Annotated in this window: 1 protein-coding gene; it reads left to right on the top strand. The window is 60.0% G+C overall.

All coding sequences use genetic code 11. The annotated features are described in order from the left end of the window. The coding region (locus tag ACCC94_RS30260; RefSeq protein ID WP_413353241.1) for a hypothetical protein at window positions 1–270 on the top strand (270 nt) is incomplete at both ends.

The following is a 270-nucleotide window of genomic DNA, read 5'->3' as shown; positions in this document are numbered from 1 at the left end:
GCCTGGAAGTCCCGTCAAAGCGCGTCTGCGTGGTGCAGTTGCCGAAATCGGCATCGCCTCTGAGCGGCAACTGACGCGCGAACCGTTCACCTCTGTGTTCCCGGAGTTTCCTGGCAGTCGCAGTTATTTGACGCTAGACATTGGCCTCGTCGAAGTCCACGACGTCAACGACTGGTCGAGCCAGCCCTTCGGCATCGAAGGGACGCCTGAGGAAATCGCCGACCTGAATGAACTGAGCCTGAGCCTTCGACTTGTCGACCAGCCCGTGAC

Origin of the sequence: Pseudomonas sp. Pseusp97 (assembly GCF_047304025.1) — a bacterium.
GTDB lineage: Bacteria > Pseudomonadota > Gammaproteobacteria > Pseudomonadales > Pseudomonadaceae > Pseudomonas.
This window is presented reverse-complemented; position numbering and strand designations above follow the sequence as displayed.